Raw genomic sequence first — 21,762 nt, forward strand, 5'->3', positions numbered from 1 at the left:
ATCACCGCAGCCCGGGGAGCGGTCCCTGGCATCGGCGACCCCGACCGGCACGCGTCGGACGGGCCGGTCGCATGTTGTCTCGGGCACACCTGCCAGGGATCACCCGTGAAGGCCGGTCAACCGGGTTTCGGCCCGCGCGCGGCGGGCCGGCGCGGCCCTCAGCGCCCGGGGCCCTCGCCCGGCTCCTCCTGGTGGGAGTAGCGCTGTTCCCGCCACGGGTCCCCGATGTTGTGGTAGCCGCGCTCCTCCCAGAAGCCCCGGCGGTCCGCGGTGAGGTACTCGACGGCCCGCAGCCACTTCGGGCTCTTGTAGCCGTACAGGTGCGGCACGACCAGGCGCAGCGGGAAGCCGTGTTCGGCGGTGAGCGGCTCGCCGTCGTGGTGGGTGGCCAGCAGGGTCGACGGCGCGGTGAAGTCGGCCAGCCGGAGGTTGGCCGAGTAGCCGTACTCGGCCCAGGCCATCACATGGGTGACCTCGGGGGCCGGCGGGACCAGCTCCAGGACGGCGCCGGCCGGGATGCCGTACCACTCGTGGCCGGTGGAGGTGGGGCCGCTCGCGCAGTGCAGGTCGGCGACGACCGTGGTGCGCGGCAGGCCCGTCAGCTCGTCGAAGACCCAGGAGTGCTCGGTGCCGGCGGCGGTGGCGCCGAAGACCCGCAGGTTCCAGCGCTCCGGGCGGAACCGGGGGACCGGACCGTAGTGCGAGACCGGCCACCCGTGCACATGGCGCTGGCCGGGAGGGATCCGCGGGGACGCCTCGGCCGTGCCCGGTCGGTCGCTTGCCACGCCGATGACCCCTCTCCGCCGGCGCTCCGCCGACGCCCTGGTGACGACTGTTCTCCCGGTGCAGCGTAGGCGCTCGTACGGCACCGGCGCCGCCCGGGGACCGGGTCACGGGTGCGCGCACCGGCCGGCACCGGTTCCCGCGCCCGGCGCCGCCGTCTGTACGGCGGGGGCCCGGTGGGCGACCATCGAGGACATGATCGCCGTACCGCCGCCCGGCACCGTGCCCCCGGCCGGTGCCGGGCGGCGGTACGCCGAAGCCCGGGCCGTGTGAGCCCCGACCGGAAGGCCGCACCATGTCGACGATCGGTCAGTGGCGGCTGCGGGCCGCGTTCGCGGTGCGGCTGTCGGCGATGTACGGGCGGGAGGTGCCCGCCTACACGACGCTGGTGGACGTGTCGCGCGAGGTCAACGAGGACGTCCTGCGCGCCCGGGGAGCCGGTGCCGAACGCCTCGGCTCCATCGGCCGGGTGACCGCCGAGCGGCACGGAGCCATCCGGGTCGGCACCCCGCGCGAACTGGAACAGGTCGCCAGGATCTTCGGCGCCCTCGGCATGCACCCGGTCGGCTTCTACGACCTGCGGGAGGCCGCCACCAGCGCCGTGCCCGTCGTCTCCACCGCCTTCCGCCCCGTCGACGGCGAGGAACTCGCCCGCAACCCCTTCCGGGTGTTCACCTCCATGCTCACCCCGGCCGACCCCCGTTTCTTCGACGCCGGCCTGCGCGCCCGCCTGGAGACCTTCCTCGCCGCCCGCGAACTCTTCCCGCCGGAGCTGCTCGCCCTCGCCGACCGCGCCGCCGCCGAGCGGGAACTGCCGGCGGACGACGCCGAACGCTTCCTGCGGCTGGCCGTGTCGGCCTTCGAACTGTCGGCCGAGCCGGTGGACCGGGCCTGGTACCGGACCCTGGAGCGGGTCTCCGCCGTCGCCGCCGACATCGGCGGGGTCCGCAGCACCCACATCAACCACCTCACCCCGCGCGTCCTGGACATCGACGACCTCTACCGCCGGATGACCGACCGCGGCGTGGAGATGATCGACACCATCCAGGGCCCGCCGGCCTGGCACGGCCCCGACGTCCTGCTGCGGCAGACCTCCTTCCGGGCCCTCGCCGAACCCCGCGCGATGCGCACCGAGGACGGCGCCGTCACCGAGGGAGCCCTGCGGGTCCGCTTCGGCGAGGTCGAGGCCCGCGGCATCGCCCTCACCCGCGAGGGCCGCGCCCTCTACGACGAACTCCTCGGCCGCGTCGACGAACAGGCCTCGGGACAGCCCGCCGAGGCCCGCGGCGACATCGCCCGCGCCGTGTGGGAACGCCATCTGCCGGACAGCGAGCAGGAACTCGCGGCCCGCGGACTGGCGTACTTCACCTACCGGCCCGCCGACGACCGGCCGCGCGCCGGCGGCAGGCCGCCCACCGGCCTCGGCGAACTCGTGCGGCAGGGCTGGGCGGTGGCCGAGCCCGTCGTCTACGAGGACTTCCTGCCGCGCTCCGCCGCCGGCATCTTCCAGTCCAACCTCGGCGACGCGGGCACCCGCGACAACGGCCGCGAGGGCACCGTCTACGACGCGGACCGGCTCTCCGGCGCCATCGGCCGCGAGGTCCTGGACCCCTTCGACCTGTACGAGCGGCAGCAGAACCGCTCCCTCGCACACCTCGCCCGCGCGCTCGACCTCACCGACCCCCCGCGCTGACCCCCCACCCCTGGAGGCCACGATGACCAGTCCCGCGCTGCCCACCACGGACGACCTGCGCGACCGCGCCCTGGCCTGCCTGCGGTCCGTCGGCGCGCAGGTGCCCGAGGGCACCGGCCTGTCCGCCCGCACCCCCGTCACCGGCGAGCACCTGTTCGGGCTGCGCGCGGCCACCGGCGCCGACGTCGAGGAGGCCCTCACCGCGGCCCGCGCCGCCTTCCTGTCCTGGCGCACCACACCCGCCCCGCGCCGCGGTGAACTCGTGCGCAGGCTCGGCGAGTTGCTCCGTGCCCACCAGGGTGATCTGGCCGACCTCGTCACCATCGAGGCGGGCAAGATCCGCTCCGAGGCGCTCGGCGAGATCCAGGAGATGATCGACATCTGCGAGTTCGCGGTCGGCCTCTCCCGCCAGCTGTACGGCCGTACGATCGCCTCCGAGCGGCCCGGTCACCGGCTGGCCGAGACCTGGCACCCGCTCGGCGTGGTCGGTGTGATCTCCGCCTTCAACTTCCCGGCCGCCGTGTGGTCCTGGAACACCGCGATCGCCCTCGTCTGCGGCGACACCGTGGTCTGGAAGCCCTCGGAGCTGACCCCGCTGACCTCGCTGGCCTGCCACCACCTGCTCGTCCGCGCCGCCGAGGAGAGCGGCGCGCCCCGTGACGTGCACCGGCTGCTGCTCGGGGACCGCGCCGTCGGCGGGGCGCTGGTCGACGACGCCCGTACGGCCCTGGTCAGCGCGACCGGCTCCACCCGGATGGGCCGGGAGGTCGGCCCGCGCGTCGCCGCCCGCTTCGGGCGCAGCCTGCTCGAACTCGGCGGCAACAACGCCGCGATCGTCACCCCCTCCGCCGACCTGGACCTGGCCGTGCCGAGCATCGTCTTCGCCGCGGCCGGCACGGCGGGCCAGCGCTGCACCACCCTGCGCCGCCTCATCGTCCACCGGGACATCGCCGGCCCTCTCGCCGAGCGCCTCACCACCGTGTACGGCAAGCTCCCCGTCGGCGACCCGTTCGACGGGACGACCCTGGTCGGCCCGCTGATCTCCACCGCCGCGCTCGACGCCATGGGGCACGCCCTGGACCGTGCCCGGGCCCGGGGCGGCGAGGTCCTGGCCGGCGGCGGCCGGCGGCTGGCCGAGGCGGCACCGGCCGCCGCCTACACCGAGCCCGTCCTCGTCCGGGTTCCCGAACAGACCGGAGTGGTCAGGGAGGAGACCTTCGCGCCGATCCTGTACGTCCTCCCGTACGACACCCTCGACGAGGCGATCGCGCTGCACAACGACGTCCCGCAGGGCCTGTCGTCCAGCATCTTCACCCGCGACCAGCGGGAGGCGGAGGTCTTCCTGTCCGCCGCCGGGTCCGACTGCGGCATCGCCAACGTCAACATCGGCACCTCCGGGGCCGAGATCGGGGGTGCCTTCGGGGGCGAGAAGGACACCGGCGGCGGCCGTGAGTCCGGCTCCGACGCGTGGAAGGCGTACATGCGCTCCGCCACCAGCACCGTCAACTACTCCGGCGGACTCACCCTCGCCCAGGGCGTCAGCTTCCTCTGAGCGGGCCGGTGTCCGGCGGCCCGGGGCTCACGGCGGCGGGCCGGAGCCCGCCTCGGGGAGCAGGAACGCGGTCAGCGCGGCCGTGTCGTCCCGCAACTGGTCGTGGCTGTAGGCCAGCAGGTCCTCGTGGAGCCGTGCCAGCAGCTCCGGCGGCGGCACCGGGCCCCATGAACGCAGCCGCTGGAGCAGGGGGTAGAAGACCCCGTCGGGATCCCGGGTCTCCGTGACGCCGTCCGTGTACAGCAGCAGCTGGTCGCCGGGGCCGAACGCGTAGGTGTCGACGTGGTAGGGGTCCCCGGCGAGCATCCCGAGGTTCAGCGGCGGACCCGGCCGCCCCCGGTCCAGCTCGCGCACCTCGCCGGGACGGACGAGCAGCGGCGGCGGATGGCCGCAGTTGAGGACGCGGACGACGCGTGCGTCCTCGGGGATCTCGGCGAAGACCGCCGTGACGAACCGCTCGCCCGTCTCGGTCCCGCCCAGCTGGTCGGCCCGGCGCGTCATGCTGGTGTCCACCCGCTCCACCAGCGCCATGAGGTCGGGTTCGTCGTGCGCGGCCTCACGGAAGGCGCCCAGCATGGCCGCCGCGGTCTCCACCGCGGGCAGGCCCTTGCCGCGCACGTCCCCGATCAGCAGCCGGACCCCGTACGCCGTCGGCACGGCCTCGAAGAGGTCGCCGCCGATGCGCGCCTCCGCGGCGGCCGACAGGTAGAAGCTCTCCAGCAGCAGGTTCCCGATCCGGTGCGGCACCGGCCGGAGCAGGACGCGTTGCGCGATCTCGGCCACGAACCGCACGTCGGCCAGCGTGCGTTCGCGCCGGGTGCGGTGCGCGGCCAGGATCGTGCCCAGGGCGCCGACCAGGGCCGTGCACGCGTAGACGGCGACGTAGTGCCGTTCCCAGACGTAGCCGACCGGGCGGCCCGCGCAGCACAGGGTGCCGGCCAGCACCATCTCGAAGCCGACGGCGAAGACGGTGGTACCGGCGACGACGAGCGCCGGATGGGCGAAGGCGGTCACCAGGGGCAGCGCGATCAGCGCGAAACTCACCGGCCAGTTCACGGGGGTGACCGGCTCGACCACCAGCACGGCCACGACGTACATCACGGGAAGCCAGCGCAGCCACGCGGGGGGAGCGGGAGGCGTGGGCAGTGCTGGGTTGCGACCGTCGTGCCTCACCCGGAACTCCTGGCATACGAATCTCGACAAGACGCCCAGCCTCCCGGCCCGCCTCCCGCCGCGCCGGTGATTGCTCCACTCAGCGGCATGTTCCGGCGGTCGACAGCATTCGAATTCTGTTACGCAACATTCGGAGATTTCAAGCTCCGTATTTGATCTCGCGTGGGGTGGATATCGGCGCATGGGATCGATAATTCGCCATCTGAGTATCTGAGCTGGGCATTTGCGTGCATGCCGAAATCGAAGGTTTCGAAATAATCACCGAAACTGTTGACAGGTGGCATGGGCAGACCAACACTCCCCAGCAAGCCACACACACCCGCACAGGCCATACGAGGAGGCACCGCATGAACCCGCTCGACCATGCACTGAGCCGCCGGGGCGCCGGCACCCTGCTGCTGGGCGCCGCCGCCGGGCTCGCCCTGCCCGGCACCGCCCGCGCCGCCACGGTCCTCACCACGAACCAGACCGGCACCGACAACGGCTACTACTACTCGTTCTGGACCGACGCGCAGGGCACCGTCTCCATGACCCTGGGCTCCGGCGGCAACTACTCCACCAGCTGGAGCAACACCGGCAACTTCGTCTGCGGCAAGGGCTGGAGCACCGGCGCCCGCAGGAACGTGACCTACTCCGGCAGCTTCAGCCCGTCCGGCAACGGCTACCTGGCCCTCTACGGCTGGACCTCGAACCCGCTCGTCGAGTACTACATCGTCGACAACTGGGGCACCTACCGGCCCACCGGCACCTACAAGGGCAGCGTCACCAGCGACGGCGGCACGTACGACATCTACCTGACGACGCGGTACAACGCCCCGTCCGTCGAGGGCACCAAGACCTTCAACCAGTACTGGAGCGTCCGCCAGTCCAAGCGCACCGGCGGCACCATCACCACCGCCAACCACTTCGACGCCTGGGCCGGGGCCGGCATGTCCCTCGGCAGCTTCAGCTACTACCAGATCCTCGCGACCGAGGGCTACCAGAGCAGCGGCAGCTCGAACATCACGGTGGCGTGATGGGTACCGCAGCGCGGCTCCCGTCGCGTCCCCTCACGGCGGCGGCCGTCGCCGTCACCCTGGCCGCCGCCGGCACGCTCGCCGCCGGCGCCGCCCCGGCCCACTCCGCCACCTGCGCCGGGTACGTCGGACTCACCTTCGACGACGGGCCCTCCACCGCCCACACACCGGGCCTGCTGAGCGCGCTCGGGGCGAACGGACTGCGGGCCACCATGTTCAACGAGGGCCAGTACGCCGCCGCCTACCCGGCCCAGGTGCGGGCCGAGGTGAACGCCGGGATGTGGGTCGGCAACCACAGCTACACCCATCCGCACCTCACCCAGCAGACCCAGGCGCAGATCGACTCGGAGATCTCCCGCACCCAGTCGGCCGTGGCGGGCGCCGGCGGCGGGACTCCGGTCCTGTTCCGGCCGCCGTACGGCGAGAGCGACGCCACCGTGCGCGCGGTCGAGGCCAAGTACGGGCTGACCGAGATCATCTGGGACGTCGACTCGCAGGACTGGAACGGCGCGAGCACCGACGCCATCGTGCAGGCCGTCGCACGGCTCACCAGCGGCCAGATCGTCCTCATGCACGAATGGCCGGCCAACACCCTGGCCGCGATCGGGCGCATCGCCCAGACGCTCGCCGCCAAGGGGCTGTGCGCCGGCCGGATCTCCCCGCAGACCGGCCGCGCGGTCGCTCCCTGAACGGGCCGCGGCCGAAGGGACGCACGTGACACGGGTGGCGCGACGGTCCGTCAACCGCCGCGCCACCCTCATGACTTCGGATGAAACGGGATCTTCCGCCCGCCTCGCGCGGATAGGTTCGTCGCCGTGGACTACTACGACCTGGGCGGTCACAGCCGGCGCGTGACGACGACGTCCCCCGAGGCACAGACCTGGTTCGACCGCGGGCTGATCTGGACCTACGCCTTCAACCACGAGGAGGCCGTCCGCTGTTTCGAGGCGGCCGGCGCCGCGGACCCCCACTGCGCGATGGCCGACTGGGGCGTGGCCTACGCCCTCGGCCCCAACTACAACAAACCCTGGGAGTTCTTCGACGAGCGGGACCTGGCGCGCACCGTCGAACGCACCCACACCGCCGTGGAGCGCGCCCACACCAAGGCGGCCGCGCACGCCACCCCCGTCGAACGCGCCCTGATCGAGGCACTGCGCGCCCGCTACCCGCGGGCCGCCGCCGAGGACGCCACGGCCTGCTCCGTCTGGAACACCGCCTACGCCGACGGCATGCGCGCCGTCCATGAACTCGCCCCCGACGACCTCGACGTCGCGACCCTGTACGCCGACGCCCTGATGAACCTCACCCCCTGGCAGCTCTGGGACATCCGCAGCGGCCGGCCCGCCGAGGGCGCCCGCACCGTGGCGGCCCGGGAGGTGCTGGAGCGGGCCCTGGCCACCGGGCCGGGCGCCCGGCACCCCGGGCTGATCCACCTCTACGTCCATCTGATGGAGATGTCACCGACGCCCGAGGCGGCCCTCGCGGTCGCCGACCGGCTGCGCGGCCTGGTGCCCGACGCCGGGCACCTCCAGCACATGCCCTCCCACCTGGAGGTCCTGTGCGGCGACTACCGGCGCGTGGTCTCCGACAACGCCGTCGCCCACGCGGCCGACGAGAAGTACCTCGCCCGCGCCGGCGCGATGAACTTCTACACCCTCTACCGCTGCCACAACCTCCACTTCGGGATCTACGGCGCGATGTTCCTCGGCCGCCTCCAGGACGCCCTCGCCGCGGCCGACCGCCTGGAGGCCGCCGTGCCCGAGGAACTGCTGCGCGTCGAGAGCCCGCCCATGGCCGACTGGCTGGAGGGCTTCCTCGCGATGCGGGTGCACGTCCTGGTCCGCTTCGGCCGCTGGGACGACATCCTGCGCCTGCCGCCGCCCGCCGACCCCCGCCTGTACTGCGTCACCACCGCGATGCTGCACTACGCCCGCGGCGTCGCCCACGCGGCCACCGGCCGGACCGCCGAGGCCGTGACGGAACGCGCCCGCTTCCGGGAGGCGACCGCCGCCGTCCCGGACACCCGCATGCTCTTCAACAACACCTGCGTCGACGTCCTGGCCGTCGCCGCCGCCCTGCTCGACGGCGAACTCGCCTACCGCCAGGGTGACTTCGACACCGCCTTCGCCGCCCTGCGACGCTCGGTCGAACTGGACGACAACCTCCCGTACGACGAACCCTGGGGCTGGATGCAGCCCACCCGGCACGCCTACGGCGCGCTGCTCCTCGAACGCGGACGGGTCGAGGAGGCCGAGGCGGTCTACCGCGCCGACCTGGGCCTGGACGACACCCTGCCCCGCCCCCGCCAGCACCCGGGCAACGTCTGGGCCCTGCACGGCTTCCACGAATGCCTCCAGCGGCTCGGCAGGGACGGCGAGGCGCGGATCGTGGCCCAGCAGCTCAAGCTCGCCACCGCGACCGCGGACGTGCCCGTCCGGGCCTCCTGCTTCTGCCGCACCGAGTGCTGCGGCGAGGATCAGAGCGCCCGCGCCACCAGCAGCGCCACGTCGTCGTGGTCGTCCGGGTGACGCAGCCCGTGCAGCAGCAGGTCGCAGGTCTCCTCCAGCGGCCGCCCCGGCTCGTCCAGGAAGCCGAGGAGCACGTTCAGCCGGTCGTCGATGGCGTGCCGGCGGGTCTCGACCAGACCGTCCGTGTACAGCACCAGCAGGTCACCGGCGCCCAGCTCGACGCCCACCGTCTCGAAGGGGATGCCGCCGACGCCGAGCGGGGCGGCGGGCGGCAGCTCCAGCAGCGCGGGGGCGTGACCGGAGTGCACCAGCGCCGGCGGCATATGGCCCGCGTTGGCGATGTCGCAGCGCCTGGTGTGCGGGTCGTACACCGCGTACAGGCAGGTCACGATGTAGTGCTCCAGATCGCAGGTGATCTTGTCGAGATGCCGCAGCACCGCCGACGGCGGCAGCTCCAGGTCCGCGTAGGCGCAGGTGGCGGTGCGCAGCCGGCCCATGGTGGCGGCCGCGTCGATGCCGTTGCCCATCACGTCCCCGACCACCAGCGCCGTCCGGTCGCCCGACAGCGGGATCACGTCGTACCAGTCGCCGCCCACCTCGCTGGTCGCCAGCGCGGGCTGGTAGCGGGAGGCCAGCTCCAGGCCCGTGTGGTGCGGCGGATGGTCGGGGAGCAGGCTGCGCTGGAGGGTCAGGGCGGTGTTGCGGACGCTCTGGAACCAGCGGGCGTTGTCGATCGCCACCGCGGCCCGCCCGGCCAGCTCGGTGGCCAGCACCACGTCGTCCTCGTCGAAGGGGAGCGGGTTGCGGGTCCGCTTGAGGTCCAGGGCGCCCAGCACCTCGCCGTGCGCGATCAGCGGCACCGCGAGGTAGGAGTGCACCCCGGCCTGCGCCAGCAGCGCGCCGGCCTCGGGGTCGCGGGCGATCCGCGGCAGGTCGTGCTTGCCGACGCGCGGGACCAGCACCGGACGGGCGGTGTGCACGCACAGCGTGACCAGCCGGTCGCCGTCGTAGGCGGCGAGGTCACCGGGCGGGTCGGCGGCGCGCAGCGCGACCGTGGGATGGGCCGCCTTGAGGGCGAGGGCGCGGAACAGCTCCGGGCCGTTGTCCGGCCGGCGTGAGCGGCGCAGGGCCAGCGCCGAGTCCAGTACGTCCACCGCGACCACGTCCGCCAGGACCGGGGTGGCGATCTCGGCCAGCTCGTGCGCGGTGCGCTCCACCTCCAGCGAGGTGCCCACCCGGACCGAGGCGTCCGCGATGAGGGCGAGCCGGCGCCGGGCCCGGTCCGCCTCGGCGGCCGCCCGGTGCCGCTCGGTGACGTCCACGACCGAGGCGGCCGCGCCCAGTGTCCGGCCGCCGGGGTCCTCCAGCCGGTAGAACGACAGCGACCAGGCGTGCTCGTGCTCGGGATCCGCCGGCGGCCGGCCCACGTGGTACTGGTCGAGCAGCGGCGTACCGGTGGTCAGCACCTGGCGCAGCGCCGACTCCACCGTGTCGATGTCGGGCAGCGGCAGCGTCTCCCGCAGGTGCCGGCCGATGTGCTCCTCGGCCGGCACCCCGTCGATCCGCTCCAGCGCCGGGTTCACCAGCAGATAGCGCAGGTCCGGGTCGAGGAGCGCCAGGCCGATGGGGGACTGGTTGATCAGCCGCTCGCACAGCGCCAGGTCGGTCTCCACCCGCTGGAGCAGGGTGTGGTCGGCGACGATGCCCAGGGCGTAGACGTCGCCCAGATCGTCCAGCAGCCGCATGGAGCGGAACTCCATCAGCCGGCTGCCGCCGTCCTTGTGCCGGACCGGGAAGGCGCCGGCCCAGGACCGGCCGGTGTCCAGCACCTCCGCGAAGAGGCTCACCGCGGCCTGCAGATGCTCCGGGTGGATGAACAGCCGCGCCGCGAACCTGCCCAGCGCCTCCTCGGCCGTGTAGCCGAAGAGATCCTCGGCCTGCGGGGTCCAGAACACGATCCGGCCGTGCACGTCCAGGGCCACCGCGGCCACGCTCAGCACGTCCAGCAGACCGGTCGGACGGGGCCTCTCGGAGCCGTACTCGGCACCGGAGCCGTCGGACCGCAGGGCACCCGCACCCATCCCTCAACCACCTCCACCGGCCGCCGGGCCGCTGCCGGCGCCGCTGACACGGCCCTTCCATGCTGCCCCCGGCCGGCCCGCCGCCCCAACCGCACAGGACGGGTACCCCGTACCGCGCGGCGCTCCCGTTCTCACCGACCCCTTGCCCGCGGGGCCGTGCGCATCGGCCGGACAAGCAGGAACATAAGGGTACGTACAGGATGTAGCCAATGGATTCTCCGCGAGAAGACTTCGACGTGCCGGCCTCCACGGGCCCGCACGATCTCCTCGACGCCTCCAGCGACGCGGCGGCGGTGCTGTCCGCGGACGGCGTCGTGACCGGCTGGACCCGCGCCGCCGAGGTCCTGCTCGGCCGCCCGGCCGCCGAGGTCGTCGGGCACCCCGCGGCCCCGCTGCTCGCCCTGCGCGCCGACCCGGCCCGCGCCGCCGGCGTCGCCGAGCGCTGCCGGTCCGGAATGGGCTGGAGCGGAGTCGTCCCGCTGCGCCACCGCGACGGCCGCGGCATCGAGGTCGACCTGCGGGTCTCCGCGTCCTTCCGGATGGACGGCGGGGAGTGCTTCCTGGTCTCCGCCCGCGAGCGCCGGCCCCAGTGGACGATGGGCCAGTCCGTCCTCGACGGGTTCCTCACCCGCTCGCCGATCGGCATGGCCGTGATGGACCTGGAGCTGCGCTACGTCTGGCTCAACGACACCCTGGAGAGCTTCGGCGGGGTTCCCCGCGAACAGCGCCTGGGCCGCAGGCTGAGCGAGCTGCTGCCCGGACTCCAGGCGAGCGCCATCGAGAGCCTGATGCGCAAGGTCCTCGCCACCCGGGAGCCGGTCACCGACTACGAGTACCTCGGCTGGAGCTGGGCCGACCCGCACCGCCAACGCGCCTACTCCACCTCGTTCTTTCCGCTCGTCGACCCCGGCAACCGTCTCACCGGGGTCTGCTACATGGTCACCGACGTCACCGAGCGCTGGAGCGCCCGCCGACTGCTGTCCCTGGTCAACGAGGCCGGCACCCGGGTCGGCACCACCCTCGACGTGCTGCGCACCGCCCAGGAACTCGCCGACTTCGCCGTACCCCGCTTCGCCGACTTCGTCATCGTCGACCTGCTGGACACCGTCCTCGGCAGCGAGGGGAACGGCACCTGGCTGGCCGACGCCGGACCCGTGCCGACCCGGCCGGTGATGCGCCGGGCCGCGCTGCGGACCGTGCGCGAGGGCAGCCCCGAGGCCGTGGCGCGGATCGGCGACCGGGTCGACTTCCTGCCCCCGCCGCACGGCGTGGACCTGCTCGTCAGCGGCGAACCCGTCCTCGTCCCGGTGCTCGACCCGGACGACCACCTGTGGGCCACCCACCAGCCCGCGCGCACGGCCCGGATCCGGGAGTTCGGACTGCACTCGCTGATCTCCGTCCCGATGCGGGCCCGCGACACCGTCCTCGGCCTGACCACGTTCGCCCGCTCGCTCAACCCGGTCTCCTTCCGGCCCGACGACGTCCTGCTCGCCCAGGAACTGGTCGCGCGCGCAGCCGTCTGCGTCGACAACGCCCGCCGCTACACCCGGGAGCACACCGCGGCGGTCACCCTCCAGCGCAGCCTGCTGCCCCAGGCACTGACCGGCGGCACGGCCCTTGAGCTGGCCTCCTCCTACCGGCCGGCGGACGCGACGGACGGCGTCGGCGGCGACTGGTTCGACGTCATCCCGCTGTCCGGGGCCCGGGTCGGCCTGGTCGTCGGCGACGTCGTGGGCCACGGGCTCGCCGCGGCGGCGAGCATGGGGCGGCTGCGCACCGCCGTGCAGACCCTCGCCGACATGGAGATGCCGCCCGACGAACTCCTCGCCCACCTCGACGACCTCGTGCTGCGGCTCGGCGCGGAGGAGGGCGCGGGCGCCGCGGACAGCACCGCCGGATTCGTCGGCGCGACCTGTCTGTACGCCGTCTACGACCCGGTGACCCGGCGGTGCGCGATGGCCCGCGCCGGCCACCCGCCACCGGTCGTCGTCGCGCCCGACGGGCACGCCCACTACCCCGAGATGCCCGCCGGGCCGCCGCTCGGGCTCGGCGGGATGGGGTTCGAGGCCGTCGAGATCGAACTCGCCGAGAACAGCCTCTTCGGGCTCTACACCGACGGGCTCATCGAAGGCGGCGACCAGGACGTCGAGCTGGGCATGGCCCGCCTGCGCACCGCGCTGTCCCGGCGCGACACCGACCTCGACGCGCTGTGCACGGCCACCGTCCAGCGGCTCGTCCCCGTTCCCCAGCCCGACGACATCGCCCTCCTGCTGGCCCGCACCCACGCCCTGGGCGCCGACGACGTCGTCTCCTGGGACGTGCCGGCCGACCCGGCCGCCGTCGCCGACCTCCGCTCCCGCGCGGCCCGCCAGGTGGCGGCCTGGGGCTACGACGAGCTGGTGACGACCACCGAGCTCATCGTCAGCGAACTGGTCACCAACGCCCTGCGCTACGCCGAACCCCCCATCCGGCTGAGGCTGTTGCGCGACTCCCGGCTGACCTGCGAGGTCGCCGACGCCAGCAGCACCGCCCCCCGGCTGCGGCACGCCCGCAGCATGGACGAGGGCGGCCGCGGCCTCTTCCTCGTCGCCCAGCTCACCCACCGCTGGGGCGCCCGCTACACCGGCGAAGGCAAGGTCATCTGGGCCGAACAGGAACTCCCGCGGTCCTAGGAGCCCTCGCTCGGGGTGCGCCTGGCCCACCGGGGCCGACGGTGGGCCGTGGGAGCGCGGTGGCCGTCGGTCAGGGGGACCAGGGCGCGGTCACCGCCCAGGTGGTGTCCTCGGTGAAGGAGGCCGGGTTGTCCCAGGGGTGGGTGCCGTCCGGCCGGGCCGGCCACAGCTCGGCGTCGATGTGGAGGTACTGGCCCGGGTGGTTGCGGGACTCCAGCGAGCAGCACAGGCCGTTGGCGAGCCCCGGCACCATCTTCCAGGTGGCGTCCTGCTTCAGCAGGTCGTCGCTGCCGGCGTCGACCACCTCCGTGCGGCCGAGCCCGTCGGAGTGCCGGATGCAGCGGTCCGTGTAGCAGGGCGTGGTGACACGGAGCGAGACGTACCGGCCGGCCGGGAGCCGCACCGGGGCGGCGGGATCGCGGGAGGTGTCGACGAGCGCCAGGTTGGCGGCCCGCACCCGGGCCTCGTCGGCCGTGACGGCCTGACGGTCGTACGCCAGCAGGCCGTTGGTCTCGTTCTCGACGTCGGTGACCTGGGTGTAGCCGGAGGCCGACAGCCCGCCGGCCGGCATGGAGTTCTCGCGGATGCCGTCGAGCAGTCCCACCGGCCGGCGGGAGTCGTGCGTCCGGACCAGGTTCGGACAACGTTGTCGACGGCACGGGTGCCCGACCGGCGGCTTTCGGCCTGTCGAATTCGCACTTATGGCCGTACACTGTCAATTCCTAGGGATTCGGGCGCAATCGGGGGAGCCGCCATGTCCGGGGACGCGTACGGTCCGCACCCGAACCACGGGTACGGGTACCCGAACCAGGGATTCCCGGTGCCGCCCATGCCGCCGGGTCTGCCGCCGGCCCCGCCGGACCCCCTGCGCGCCGCCGCCGTCGCCCTGCTCAACCTGAGCGGCCTCGGCCTCGGTTACCTCCTCGTGCGCAGACGGCTCGCGATGGCCGGCTGCCTGGCCGCGACCGCCGTCCTCCTGTTCGTCGCCCTGCCCGCGGACGCCGACGGCGTACCCGGCGCCGCACTCGTCGCCTACGCCCTGATCCTGCTGCTCGCGGCCGTCCACGGCGCCTTCGTCGGCCTGCGCACCCGGCTGGTGCGGCCCGCGCGGCAGCCCCTCGCGCTCGCCCTCGGCGTCGTCCTGCTCGCCGTCCCGGCCGGCGGCGCCCTCTGGTACGACGACGCGCGGCAGGAAGCCGTCGAACAGGCCCTCCTCGCCCGCCTCGACCGCGCCGACCGACAGGTCGACGCGGCCGGCCGGGACGCCTTCGCCAGTGCCAGGTCCGACTACCGCGAGGCCCTCGCCGTCTACCGCGACATCGCCGTCCACCACTCCGGCTCCCGCGCCGCTGCCCAGGTCCCCGACCGGCTGAGGACCTACTACACGACGGTCGCGGCGGCCTACGGCCACGACGACTACTGCACCGCGATCGAACCGCTCAAGTACCTGCGCACCGTCCCCGACTCCATGCCGAAGGACCAGCTCGGCACGCTCGCCGGCTGGCCGGACGACCGGCTGGCCACCTCGCTCTACGCGTGCGGAGCGGACGCCCTGGCCGACGGCGGCACCGACTGGGTCACCCGCTTCGCCGACCTGCTGGGCACCTTCCCCGACTCCGGCCAGGCCGCCAAGGTCGTCCCCGCCGTCGACGCGGCCGAGAAGAAGGCGGCGAAGGCCGTCTCCGGGAGCGACCCCTGCACCGCCGTGACCCGGCTGCACACCCTCGACACCCAGATCCTCCAGCTGTCCAACGGCTCCGCCGGCGCGAGCACCGACGACCTCGCCGAGGTCGCCGCGCGCGCCGACGGCAGCGGTGACGCGGGGGAGTACGACTGCGGGGTCAGGCAGTACAAGGACGGCGACTACGAGCAGGCCCGGCAGACCATGGAGCAGTTCCTCACCGACAACCCGCACCACGGCAAGCGCGACCGCGCCCGGAAGATCGCCATCGGCGCCGAGGTCGCCCAGACCCTCCCGGCCGCCGGCAAGAAGCTGCCCACCACCTCCTCCGGCGGCGGTATCTCCGTGACCGTCAAGAACGACAGCCCCGACGACATCACCGTCCTCTACACCGGCCCTGTCACCGGCAGCTTCACCCTGAAGGCGTGCGGCGGCTGCGAGGCGTACTCCTTCGCCAGCTCGATCACCCCCGGCTGGGAGCCGTGCAGCGACAGCGCCAGGAAGTACCCCCAGCGCACCATCAGCCTGCCGCCCGGCACCACGTACTTCGTGCACAAGCCGAAGAACGACAGCACCGCCACCCCGGGCTCCGACACCGCCAAGCTCCGCTACGGCTACGTCTACACCGAGTGCGCCTACACGACGCAGTCCCTGGGGTCCGGTTATTGAGCGGGATACGGCGCTGTCGGCGCGGCCAACTAAGCTCCCGCGCATGAACGACGAGGGCAGGGACAACCCCGCGAGACGGGTTGTCGACGGACGGTTCGAGCTGGCGGCCCGGCTCGGTGGCGGCGGCATGGGCATGGTCTGGCGCGCCACCGACCTGGTGCTGCACCGCAGTGTGGCCGTCAAGGAGGTCCGGCCGGTCGACCCGGGCCTCGCCGAGTACGACCCGGAGGCCGCGCGGCAGCTGCGGGAGCGGGTCCTGCGGGAGGCCCGCGCGCTCGCCCGCATCGACCATCCCAACGTGGTGACGATCCATCACATCGTCGACGGCGGACCGGGCACCTATCCCTGGATCGTCATGGAACTCGTCACCGGCGGTTCCCTGGCCGACCGGCTGGCCCGCGGCCCGATGAGCCCGGTCGAGGCCGCCCGCCTCGGCGGCGAGGTGCTGGCCGCGCTGAACGCCGCCCACGCGGCCGGCATCGAGCACCGCGACGTGAAGCCGGCCAACGTCCTGCTGCGCCCCGACGGCCGCCCGGTGCTCACCGACTTCGGCATCGCCGCGGTCCGCGAGGCCACCGCCCTCACCGCCACCGGCTCGGTCATCGGCACCCCCGACTACATGGCGCCCGAGCGCGTCTCCGGCAAGGACGGCGGCCCGGCGGCGGACCTGTGGTCGCTCGCGATGATGCTGTACGTCGCCGTCGAGGGCCACCACCCGCTGCGCCGCGCCACGACCCTGGCCACCCTCGCCGCGGTCCTCGCCGAGGACGTCCCGCCGCCGGTCCAGGCGGGCCCCCTGACGGACGTCCTCTCCCGCGTCCTGGTCCGGGACCCGCACGCCCGTCCCGACTCCCGGCAGCTGGAGCGGATGCTGGCGGCCGTCGCCGCGGGAGCCATAGGAACCGCGGGAGCCATAGGAACTACGGGAGCCATAGGAACCGGGGGGACCATAGGAACCGGGGGGACCGGACGAACCGGAGGGACCGGGCCGGCCGGGGAACCGCCCACGTCCTTCCACCTCCAGCCCCCCGCGGTTCCGCCGCAGGCCCCGGCGCACGCCCCGGCGGCGGGCCACCAGGCGCCCACCACGCCGACTTCCGTCGGCCGCCGCCGCTGGCCGCTGCTGGTCCTGCCCACCGCCGGAGTCGCCCTCGCGGGCGTCCTCCTCTGGACGCTCCTGCCGGACGGCGGCGGCACGAAGGGCACCGGCGGCACGAAGAGCTCCGGCGGCACGGCCGTCACGTCGTCGCCCGAGACCGGCTCCGACGCCTCCCCGACGGCCGCGGAGGAGACCTCCGGCACGGACGACCTGCTGACCCCGCAGGGCATCCGCACCGCGATCGCGGCCTTCGAGAAGGAGACCGGCCGGGACCGGTTCGGCGACGTCACCGTGTACCCGGACTTCGTCAGCGCCCGCATCATGGTGAAGGGGAGCGACAGCGCCTACGACTCGTACACCTACCGCCCCGGGAGCGGAGTCGAGAAGGGCATCATCAGCGGTTCGCTGCCCAGCGGGACCACCCCGACGACCCTGGACGGCTACGCCTGGGACAAGGTGCCGTACCTGCTGGCCCAGGCGGAGAAGAGGCTCAAGGTGCCCGATCCGGACACCCGTTACCTGCTCGTGGACTTCCCGGACACCACCTTCGACGACCCCGCCGGCATGTCCGTCTACATCACCAACAAGTACAGCCAGTCCGGCTACCTCCAGGCCGACACCAAGGGCCGGATCACCGATGTGATGCCGTACGACGGGTGACGGGCGGGCACCGGACCGGGGCCAGGTGTCAGCGGCGTTCAGCTTAGGTTGCAGGTCCAAGGGCATCTCCGCAGGTGGCCCGTCGGTATACGGTCCGAATCGCTCGCCCCGACAGAAGTGGCTTGACGGAGTCCCCGCTGTCGGCACGGCGGTGCAGCCGCGGTGCGCGCGTCGATCGGGAGTCGACGCGGCGCCGGTCACCGCCCCGTACGTCGCCCTGTCACTCCACTGCTCCGAGGTGCCCTGTGGCCATGCCTTCCTCTGCCTCGTCCCCGTCCGCGCCGCCCGACACCGGCACCCGGCACATCTCGGCCACCATCGTGCTGGCCTGCCTGGGCGTGTTCGTCTCCTACCTGCCGGTCGTCGGGGTCTCCGTCGCGCTTCCGGTCATGCAACAGGCCCTCGACGCCTCCACCGTCGGACTCCAGTGGATCACCGACGCCTTCATCCTGCCGACCGCCGCCCTGCTGCTGACCTTCGGCATGGTGGGCGACCTGTACGGCCGCAAGAAGACCTACCTGGCCGGTCTGGCGCTGTTCGCCCTCGGCTGCCTGGTCTGTCTGACGGCCGGCAGCGTCGTCCAGGTCTGCGTGGGCCAGGCGCTCACCGGCGTCGGCACCGCCGCGCTGCTGCCCTCCACGCTGGCCCTGATCGGCCACGTCTGCCCGGACCCCCGCAAGCGCGCCCGGGCGATAGCCCTGTGGACGGCCGCCCTCGGCCTCGGTCTGACCCTGGGGCCGGTGGTCAACGGCCTGATCGTGGAGCACGCGAGCTGGCGGTGGATCTTCCTGCCCTCGCTGGTCCTCGGCGTCGCGACGGCCGTGATCGGCGCCGGGCTGCTCACCGACTCCCGCGCGGAACGCGAACGTCATCTGGACGTCCCCGGCCAGCTTCTGGCCGTCGTCGCCATCACCGGACTGGTCTACGGCGTCATCGAGGGCGGCAGCGAGGGCTGGTCGTCGGCCCAGGCCGTGATCGCCTTCGTGGCCGCCGCACTCGGCGCCGCCGGCTTCGTCCTCGTCGAACTGCGCTCCGCCTGCCCGATGCTGGACATGCGCCTGTTCAGGTCCCCGGCGTTCTCCGGCGCCGCCCTGGTCATGGCCGTCACCCTGTTCGCCCAGGTCGGCCTGGTCTTCGCGCTCAGCGAGTACTTCGGCCTCGTCCACCACGCCTCGACGCTGGACATCGGCATCCGCCTGATCGCCGTCAACGGCTTCACGGTGGTGCTCGGCCCGCTGGTCGGCCGTCTGATGAACCGCGTCACGCCCGGGCTGCTGCTGGTCACCGGTCTGGTGACCGGCGGGATCGGAGCCCTCCTGGTGAACCTCTTCCACGCCGACACCGGCACCGGTGAGGCCGCCCTGGTCATCGGAGTCCTCGGCATCGGCATCGCGCTCGCCATGGCGCCGATCACCACCATCGCCATGAACGCCCTGCCGCACCAGCAGGGCGGCACCGCGGCCGCGGCCAACAGCGCGCTCCGCCAGATCGGCAGCGCCCTCGGCCCCGCCGTCTTCGGCGTCGTCCTCACCCAGCGCACCCTGGCCACCCTGCCCGGACACCTCGCCGCGTCCGGGCTGAGCCCCGCCGACCAGGGCCAGGTGAACGGCATGGTGTCCGGCGTCGGCATCCAGGCCGGCGCCTTCCTGCACCTGAACACGCCCGAGAGCACCGGGCAGGCGCTGGGCGCCTACGGCGCGAGCTTCACCGACGCCCTGCACACCTGCGCCCTCGTCGGCGGCATCGGGATGCTGGCGGCCGCGGTGGTCGCCGCCCTGCTCATCGGGATCCGCCCGGCGCGGGCCGCGCGGCCGGCCGCGGAAGCGGTCACGCACCCGGCCGGCGCCGCGGGCTGAGCCGCACCGGTGGCCGGCCACCGGTGCGGCGGCCGGCCACCGCGCCCGCTAGCGCGCGAGCAGTTCGAGCGTGTCGATCACCCGGTTCGAGAAGCCCCACTCGTTGTCGTACCAGGCGACCACCTTGATGTGGCGGCCGTCGACCCGGGTGAGCGCCGAGTCGAAGATCGACGAGGCCGGGTTGCCCGTGATGTCGGAGGAGACCAGCGCGTCCTCGGAGTACTCCAGGACGCCCGCCAGCGGACCCTGTGCCGCGGCGCGGTAGGCCGCCAGCACCTCGTCCCGCGTCACGTCACGGGACACCGTCGTGTTCAGCTCGACGATCGAACCCACCGGCACCGGCACCCGGATCGAGTCGCCGGACAGCTTGCCGTCGAGGTTCGGCAGCACCAGGCCGATCGCCTTGGCGGCACCCGTCGTCGTCGGCACGATGTTGACCCCCGCGGCCCGGGCCCGGCGCGGGTCGCGGTGCGGTCCGTCCTGGAGGTTCTGCTCCTGCGTGTACGCGTGCACGGTCGTCATGAACCCGTGCTCGATACCGGCGAGTTCGTCCAGCACCGCGGCCAGCGGCGCGAGCGCGTTCGTCGTGCACGAGGCGTTGGACACGACCGTGTGCAGCTCGGGGTCGTAGGCGTCGGTGTTCACGCCGTACGCGAGGGTGACGTCGGCGCCGTCCGCCGGCGCGCTCACCAGCACCTTCCGGGCACCCGCGTCGAGGTGGGCGCGGGCCGCCTTCGCCGAGGTGAAGCGGCCGGTCGACTCCAGCACGATGTCCACGCCGAGCTCGGCCCAGGGCAGCTGGGCGGGCTCGCGCTCGGCGAGCACCTTGATCCGCCGGCCGTCGACGACGAGGACGTCCCCGTCCACGCTCACCGGGCGCCCGAGGCGGCCCGACGTCGAGTCGAAGGCGAGCAGCCGGGCGAGCGCGGCCGGCTCGGTGAGGTCGTTGACGGCGACGACCTCCAGCTCGGTGTTCCGTTCCAGCAGCGCGCGCAGCACGTTGCGTCCGATGCGGCCGAATCCGTTGATGGCAATGCGAGTCATGAGTGGCGTCCCTTCGCTACGCGACCAGACTCGTCGCCCCCGGCCGCCGTCGACAGCGGCGAGAACGCCACGGTTCGAAAGGATCCCGCCACCCGGCCACCCGGCCACCCGGCCACCCGGCCACCCGGCCACCCGGCTGTCCGGGGCGGCCGGGTGGCGGCTACTCGCCCTTGGTGAAGGTGCGCCGGTAGTCGGAGGGCGTCGTCCCGAGGATGCGCTGGAAGTGCAGCCGCAGATTGGCCCCCGTGCCGAGACCGACGTCGTCGGCGATCTGCTCGACGCTCCGCTCCGAGCGCTCCAGCAGCTCGCGGGCCAGGTCGATCCGGGCCCGCATCACCCACTGCATCGGCGTGTACCCGGTGTCCTCGACGAACCGCCGCGAGAACGTGCGCGCCGAGACCCCCGCGTGCCGGGCGAGCGCGTCCAGGGTGAGCGGTCGGCCGAGCCGGTGCAGCGCCCACTCCCGGGTCGCCGCGAACCGTTCGCCGAGCGGCTCGGGCACGCTGCGCGGCACGTACTGCGCCTGGCCGCCGCTGCGGTAGGGGGCGGCGACCAGCCGCCGGGCCGCGTGGTTCGACGCGGCGACCCCCAGGTCACCGCGGAGGACGTGCAGGCACAGGTCGATGCCCGAGGCGGCCCCGGCCGACGTCAGCACACTGCCCTCGTCGACGAAGAGCACGTTCTCGTCGACGTGGACGAGCGGGTGCTTCTCCGCCAGGGCCCGGGTGTAGTGCCAGTGCGTGGTGGCGCGCCTGCCGTCGAGCAGCCCGGTCGCGGCGAGCGCGAAGGCCCCCGTGGAGATGGCGGCCAGCCGGGCACCCCGCGCGTGCGCGGCGAGCAGCGCCTCGACGACCGCCCGCGGCGGGTCCTCCCGGTCCGGGAACCGGTAGCCCGGCACGAACACGATCTCCGCCCACTCCAGCGCGTCGAGACCGTGCGCGACGTGGTACGACAGCCCGTCCCCGCCGGTCACCAGTCCGGGCGCCGCGCCGCACACCCGCACCTCGTACGGCATGCTCGCCCGGGTCGTGAACACCTGCGCCGGGATACCGACGTCGAGGGGTTTCGCCCCCTCCAGCACAAGGACGGCGACACGATGCAGCCGAGCGTGATCCACACCACCCAGACTACGAGCCCCCACCCACCCCCACCGCCCCACCACCCCCGGCCAACACCCGCCCCGCCCTCGCTGTCACGCGCGGCGGCCGCTACCGGCCTCGCCCCAGCTCCTCCGTGGGGCGGGAGCCAGGGCCCCGCCATCGCCAGCCTTGGATACGCGCCGAGGCCGCCCCGGTGCGGGTCGAGGGCGTCGTGG

At 73.6% G+C, this 21,762-nt stretch carries 14 protein-coding genes and 2 pseudogenes; 10 read left to right on the forward strand and 6 right to left on the reverse strand.

The window, feature by feature from the left end:
* Positions 1 to 158: 158 nt before the first annotated feature.
* Positions 159 to 785 (reverse strand): molybdopterin-dependent oxidoreductase, encoded by a 627-nt coding sequence (locus tag ACZ619_RS08775; protein ID WP_469595914.1) that lies wholly within the window; start codon positions 783 to 785, stop codon positions 159 to 161.
* Positions 786 to 843: 58 nt separating this feature from the next.
* Here ACZ619_RS08775 and ACZ619_RS08780 point away from each other — a divergent pair, with 58 nt between their 5' ends.
* From ACZ619_RS08780 to amaB, 3 genes are read left to right on the forward strand one after another with little or no spacing between them, the layout of a single operon-like run.
* Positions 844 to 1,056 (forward strand): hypothetical protein, encoded by a 213-nt coding sequence (locus ACZ619_RS08780; protein ID WP_469595916.1) that lies wholly within the window; start codon positions 844 to 846, stop codon positions 1,054 to 1,056.
* A 22-nt stretch (positions 1,057 to 1,078) separates the two neighbouring features.
* Positions 1,079 to 2,476 (forward strand): 2-oxoadipate dioxygenase/decarboxylase, encoded by a 1,398-nt coding sequence (gene hglS, locus ACZ619_RS08785; protein WP_469595917.1) that lies wholly within the window; start codon positions 1,079 to 1,081, stop codon positions 2,474 to 2,476.
* Between the two features lie 22 nt (positions 2,477 to 2,498).
* On the forward strand, positions 2,499 to 4,028 hold the full coding sequence (gene amaB / locus ACZ619_RS08790; RefSeq protein WP_469595920.1) for an L-piperidine-6-carboxylate dehydrogenase: 1,530 nt from the start codon (positions 2,499 to 2,501) through the stop codon (positions 4,026 to 4,028).
* Positions 4,029 to 4,055: 27 nt separating this feature from the next.
* On the opposite strand, the gene ACZ619_RS08795 is transcribed toward amaB, so the two are convergent.
* On the reverse strand, positions 4,056 to 5,201 hold the full coding sequence (locus ACZ619_RS08795; RefSeq protein WP_469595922.1) for a PP2C family protein-serine/threonine phosphatase: 1,146 nt from the start codon (positions 5,199 to 5,201) through the stop codon (positions 4,056 to 4,058).
* Between the two features lie 347 nt (positions 5,202 to 5,548).
* Here ACZ619_RS08795 and ACZ619_RS08800 point away from each other — a divergent pair, with 347 nt between their 5' ends.
* The 3 genes and pseudogenes from ACZ619_RS08800 to ACZ619_RS08810 all read left to right on the forward strand — a co-directional run bounded on the left by ACZ619_RS08800 (position 5,549) and on the right by ACZ619_RS08810 (position 8,745).
* The gene (locus ACZ619_RS08800) at positions 5,549 to 6,217 is read left to right on the forward strand and encodes a glycoside hydrolase family 11 protein (protein ID WP_469595924.1); all 669 of its coding nucleotides are present in this window, start codon (positions 5,549 to 5,551) and stop codon (positions 6,215 to 6,217) included.
* Positions 6,217 to 6,903, forward strand: a pseudogene (locus ACZ619_RS08805) (polysaccharide deacetylase family protein); the annotation flags it as partial. The gene ACZ619_RS08800 and the pseudogene ACZ619_RS08805, both read left to right, overlap by 1 nt.
* Positions 6,904 to 7,032: 129 nt before the next feature.
* Positions 7,033 to 8,745 carry a hypothetical protein gene (locus ACZ619_RS08810; RefSeq protein WP_469595927.1) on the forward strand — a complete coding sequence of 571 codons (1,713 nt, stop codon included), beginning with the start codon at positions 7,033 to 7,035 and terminating at the stop codon, positions 8,743 to 8,745.
* On the opposite strand, the gene ACZ619_RS08815 is transcribed toward ACZ619_RS08810, so the two are convergent.
* Positions 8,694 to 10,766, reverse strand: a complete 2,073-nt coding sequence (locus tag ACZ619_RS08815; RefSeq protein ID WP_469595929.1) for a SpoIIE family protein phosphatase — start codon at positions 10,764 to 10,766, stop codon at positions 8,694 to 8,696. The genes ACZ619_RS08810 and ACZ619_RS08815 overlap by 52 nt on opposite strands.
* A gap of 209 nt (positions 10,767 to 10,975) precedes the next feature.
* Between ACZ619_RS08815 and ACZ619_RS08820 the strand changes: the two genes are divergently transcribed.
* Positions 10,976 to 13,438 carry a SpoIIE family protein phosphatase gene (locus tag ACZ619_RS08820; RefSeq protein WP_469595931.1) on the forward strand — a complete coding sequence of 821 codons (2,463 nt, stop codon included), beginning with the start codon at positions 10,976 to 10,978 and terminating at the stop codon, positions 13,436 to 13,438.
* Between the two features lie 70 nt (positions 13,439 to 13,508).
* On the opposite strand, the pseudogene ACZ619_RS08825 reads toward ACZ619_RS08820, so the two are convergent.
* Positions 13,509 to 14,054, reverse strand: a pseudogene (locus ACZ619_RS08825) (AbfB domain-containing protein); the annotation flags it as partial.
* Positions 14,055 to 14,192: 138 nt separating this feature from the next.
* Between ACZ619_RS08825 and ACZ619_RS08830 the strand changes: the two are divergent.
* The 3 genes from ACZ619_RS08830 to ACZ619_RS08840 all read left to right on the forward strand — a co-directional run bounded on the left by ACZ619_RS08830 (position 14,193) and on the right by ACZ619_RS08840 (position 19,403).
* Positions 14,193 to 15,788: a hypothetical protein gene (locus ACZ619_RS08830; protein WP_469595933.1), complete on the forward strand. Its 1,596-nt coding sequence runs from the start codon at positions 14,193 to 14,195 to the stop codon at positions 15,786 to 15,788.
* Positions 15,789 to 15,831: 43 nt separating this feature from the next.
* Entirely contained in the window at positions 15,832 to 17,547 is a 1,716-nt protein-coding gene (locus ACZ619_RS08835) for a serine/threonine-protein kinase (protein ID WP_469595936.1), read from the forward strand.
* A gap of 251 nt (positions 17,548 to 17,798) precedes the next feature.
* Positions 17,799 to 19,403: an MFS transporter gene (locus ACZ619_RS08840; RefSeq protein ID WP_469595939.1), complete on the forward strand. Its 1,605-nt coding sequence runs from the start codon at positions 17,799 to 17,801 to the stop codon at positions 19,401 to 19,403.
* Between the two features lie 48 nt (positions 19,404 to 19,451).
* Here the strand turns inward: ACZ619_RS08840 and gap are convergent, their stop codons facing one another.
* Both gap and ACZ619_RS08850 read right to left on the reverse strand, forming a co-directional pair.
* The gene (gene gap, locus ACZ619_RS08845) at positions 19,452 to 20,447 is read right to left on the reverse strand and encodes a type I glyceraldehyde-3-phosphate dehydrogenase (protein WP_469595942.1); all 996 of its coding nucleotides are present in this window, start codon (positions 20,445 to 20,447) and stop codon (positions 19,452 to 19,454) included.
* Between the two features lie 160 nt (positions 20,448 to 20,607).
* Positions 20,608 to 21,564, reverse strand: a complete 957-nt coding sequence (locus ACZ619_RS08850) for a GlxA family transcriptional regulator (protein WP_469595945.1) — start codon at positions 21,562 to 21,564, stop codon at positions 20,608 to 20,610.
* Positions 21,565 to 21,762 lie beyond the last annotated feature (198 nt).

The sequence above is a fragment of the Streptomyces sp. NPDC104367 genome, assembly GCF_055583825.1.

Coding starts and splice junctions, on each gene's coding strand:
- ACZ619_RS08815 (WP_469595929.1), bottom strand. CDS start 10,766: ATGGGTGCGGGTGCCCTGCGGTCCGACGGCTCCGGTGCCGAGTACGGC.
- ACZ619_RS08800 (WP_469595924.1), top strand. CDS start 5,549: ATGAACCCGCTCGACCATGCACTGAGCCGCCGGGGCGCCGGCACCCTG.
- ACZ619_RS08830 (WP_469595933.1), top strand. CDS start 14,193: ATGTCCGGGGACGCGTACGGTCCGCACCCGAACCACGGGTACGGGTAC.
- gap (WP_469595942.1), bottom strand. CDS start 20,447: ATGACTCGCATTGCCATCAACGGATTCGGCCGCATCGGACGCAACGTG.
- hglS (WP_469595917.1), top strand. CDS start 1,079: ATGTCGACGATCGGTCAGTGGCGGCTGCGGGCCGCGTTCGCGGTGCGG.
- ACZ619_RS08835 (WP_469595936.1), top strand. CDS start 15,832: ATGAACGACGAGGGCAGGGACAACCCCGCGAGACGGGTTGTCGACGGA.
- ACZ619_RS08840 (WP_469595939.1), top strand. CDS start 17,799: ATGCCTTCCTCTGCCTCGTCCCCGTCCGCGCCGCCCGACACCGGCACC.
- amaB (WP_469595920.1), top strand. CDS start 2,499: ATGACCAGTCCCGCGCTGCCCACCACGGACGACCTGCGCGACCGCGCC.
- ACZ619_RS08820 (WP_469595931.1), top strand. CDS start 10,976: ATGGATTCTCCGCGAGAAGACTTCGACGTGCCGGCCTCCACGGGCCCG.